The organism is Ruminococcus sp. AF37-20 (genome assembly GCF_003460465.1).
Classification (GTDB): domain Bacteria; phylum Bacillota; class Clostridia; order Oscillospirales; family Ruminococcaceae; genus Hominimerdicola; species Hominimerdicola aceti.
In genome coordinates this window covers 1-2,875 of sequence record NZ_QTVE01000051.1, presented here as the reverse complement: position 1 = coordinate 2,875, position 2,875 = coordinate 1, and the positions used below count along the sequence as shown (strand labels likewise).

2 protein-coding genes are annotated in these 2,875 nt (G+C 35.2%); both read left to right on the top strand.

Going from position 1 to position 2,875, the window contains the following annotated elements:
* Window positions 1–529 precede the first annotated feature (529 nt).
* A protein-coding gene (locus DW015_RS13170; RefSeq protein WP_181979942.1) for an IS3 family transposase occupies window positions 530–1,691 on the top strand; the annotation gives its coding sequence in 2 pieces (ribosomal slippage) (window positions 530–814 and window positions 816–1,691; 1,161 coding nt in all).
* 554 nt (window positions 1,692–2,245) lie between these two features.
* Window positions 2,246–2,824 (top strand): accessory gene regulator B family protein, encoded by a 579-nt coding sequence (locus tag DW015_RS13165; RefSeq protein ID WP_117905959.1) that lies wholly within the window; start codon window positions 2,246–2,248, stop codon window positions 2,822–2,824.
* The last annotated feature ends 51 nt before the right edge of the window (window positions 2,825–2,875 follow it).

Here is a 2,875-nt window from a genome sequence, read left to right as displayed (position 1 = left end):
GTCTTGATGTCATACTCCTCGAGCAGCATTCCGATGATGTTCTTTTTTCCTTCGCTCATTGGTTCTCTTTTTCTTCTTCTCATAAAAAATCAGCCTCCTGTGTTATTTTTATTATACCACAGTTGACTGACTTTTTACAGACTTTTTTTCAGAGGGTCCAATAAGAATTTTGACTTGTTAATGCAATATTCCCCAAAAATCAAAGTAGCCATACTGAATGAGGATAAGGAAGTAATAAGTGTTTCTGATGTCGGAACAATAAAAAAAGCTAAGGGTTATTTGACTGGAGGTATTATTTATAACATTAGCAGCAATAATCTAAAAATTGATTACTATACTCCTAATAATAACACGTTTGGTATTATCGTTTTCGTCTTTATATGTGCTACTATAATTATATTTATCACACTTATAATTAAAAACATTGTAAAGCGAAGAAAGAGTATAATGTACCCTAGAAACTGAACACAAAATTGCCAAAACATCGTGACAGTGGTATAATAAAAGAAAGAAACAGGAGGACACGATAATGGCGAAGAGGAACACATACACACCAGAGTACAAGGCAAAAATCGTAATAGAAATACTGGAGGGAGAGCAGACGATCAGCGAGATAGCAAGTCGTGAAGGAATCAACGTCAATCAGCTGAAAAATTGGAAAAAGGAATTTCTTGAGAATGCATCCCGTGCCTTTAATGGTTCAAAATCAGAAAAGGAAGCAAAAAGAGCAGCTGAGAACTCAAAAAAGCGGGAAGAAAAGCTTATGCAGAAAATCGGTCACCTGACAGTTCAGGTGGACTGGCTCAAAAAAAAATCTGAAGAAGTGCTCGGACCTGACTGGAAGGAAAAGTCTGGTTATGAAGAATGATAGGCTGAACATTAAGGAACAGTGTGAACTGCTTGAAATCAACCGCACTTCGATGTACTATCAGCCTGTTGAACCGGCAGAAAAAGCCTTGGAGCGTGAGGAATACATCAAATCACGTATTGACTACTGGCACACAAAATTCTGCTACATTGGTCATCGGAAAATCAAAGAAAAGCTTGTACAGGAAGACGGGATTGCAATCGGCAGAAAGCTTGTCAGACGTTATATGGCGGAAATGAATATCTGTCCGGTTTATCCGAAATCCAATCTTTCAAAGCCCGGAAAGAACAGTTTAAAATTTCCGTATCTGCTGAAAAATCTAAAAATTGACCGACCAAATCAGGTATGGTCAATTGACATCACCTATATCAAAATGGGGCGCAGCCATATGTATCTGACAGCGATTATTGATTGGTACAGCGGTTTTATCGTGGGCTATGAATTGTCTGATACGCTGGATACTGCACCGGTTTTAGCAGCAGTCACAAATGCCATGGAACAATACGGCAATCCTGAAATTATCAATTCTGATCAGGGCAGCCAGTTTACAAGCAATGACTATATTGAATTTCTGAAAGCGAAGAATATCCGCCAGAGTATGGACGGAAAAGCTAGATGGGTGGATAATGTGGTAATTGAACGCTGGTTTCGCAGCTTGAAAACGGAGTTGATTTATATCAATGAATACAGCAATCCCAGAGAGCTGCGGCAGCAGATTGGTAGTTACATCAAGGATTACAACAACGAAAGACCCCATCAGGCGCTTGGCTACAAGTTGCCTGTGCAGGTTTACCAAGCCAAGTCTGTATGCAATGCTGCATAAATTTTGCTTACGTTTTTTGGATGGCTATACAAGGTTTTCGCTGTCACGATAATTTTTTTCATTTGTGTCTTGACAAGGGGGACATTATAGAGACCTTCATTCAATTATAGAACTTAATACAAAATTTGACGTGTAGCGTGGGTAAAATTACTATTTTATTAGACAATTTCAGTAGTTATTATACGTACAATGTATCATTATAAAAAATAAGAAGATATTGATAATAATCTGAAAAAACAACCAGTAAACCACTAACGCTACAGAATCTTACTATGGTAATTATACTATGTTAAATATTGTTAAGGTTTTTGGGGGTCAGGAAGCGATACCGCAATAATTGTGGTATCGCTTTATTTTTATAAACAAATAACGATTCACTTTTTATAGATTACTCAAAATTAAAAGAAGTTATAATGTTCTTATCTTGATCCTTCTGATGATATATTAACAAATTATTAAAGCAGATGAGTTTTTAAGTCAAGAAATGTCATTTGACGCAAAACTATTGAAAAAAACAATTTAGACACGCTATACTAAAAGCGAGGTGATGAGTGATGATTTCAAAACTCGCAAAAGGTATGGCGTGTTTTTTTTCCGACAATAAAATTATAGCGGCGGAAGATTCCGAAGTTTATGCATATGGAATAGAGTTACTGTTATCCACAATTTTCAATTTGGTTGTAGCTATTATTATTGCTTTAATTTCTAATGAATTTATACCCTGCTTTTTCAATTTAACAGCGTTTGTTACGATAAGAATGTATGCTGGAGGATATCATGCTGATACGCATTGGGGATGTATGCTTACACTTGTTTGTGTGCTTTCTGTTTTTATTTTATCAATAAAAACTATTAGTATAACTACTATGAGTATATTATCGCCGATCTTATGGATTTTATCAGCAATAATATTATTTAGATTTGCACCGGTTGAACATCCGAACAAACCTATTTCAGAAAAAAAGAAGATGAAGTTAAGAAAAAAATCTTTGATTTCATTTTTTGTATGGACAATATTCTGCATAATATTTTATTTTTTTAAATCAGAAATATGTTTTTATTCAGTAACGGGAATATTTACATTAAATTGTGCGATGATTGCAGAGAAAATAAGACTACATATGAAATCGTAATAATACGTTAATTCTCAGTGCGATCTATGGCATAACGACATTAGTAACAGG

Excerpts from the sequence above, each read along its gene's own strand:
- DW015_RS13165 (WP_117905959.1), top strand. The coding sequence starts at position 2,246 with ATGATTTCAAAACTCGCAAAAGGTATGGCGTGTTTTTTTTCCGACAAT.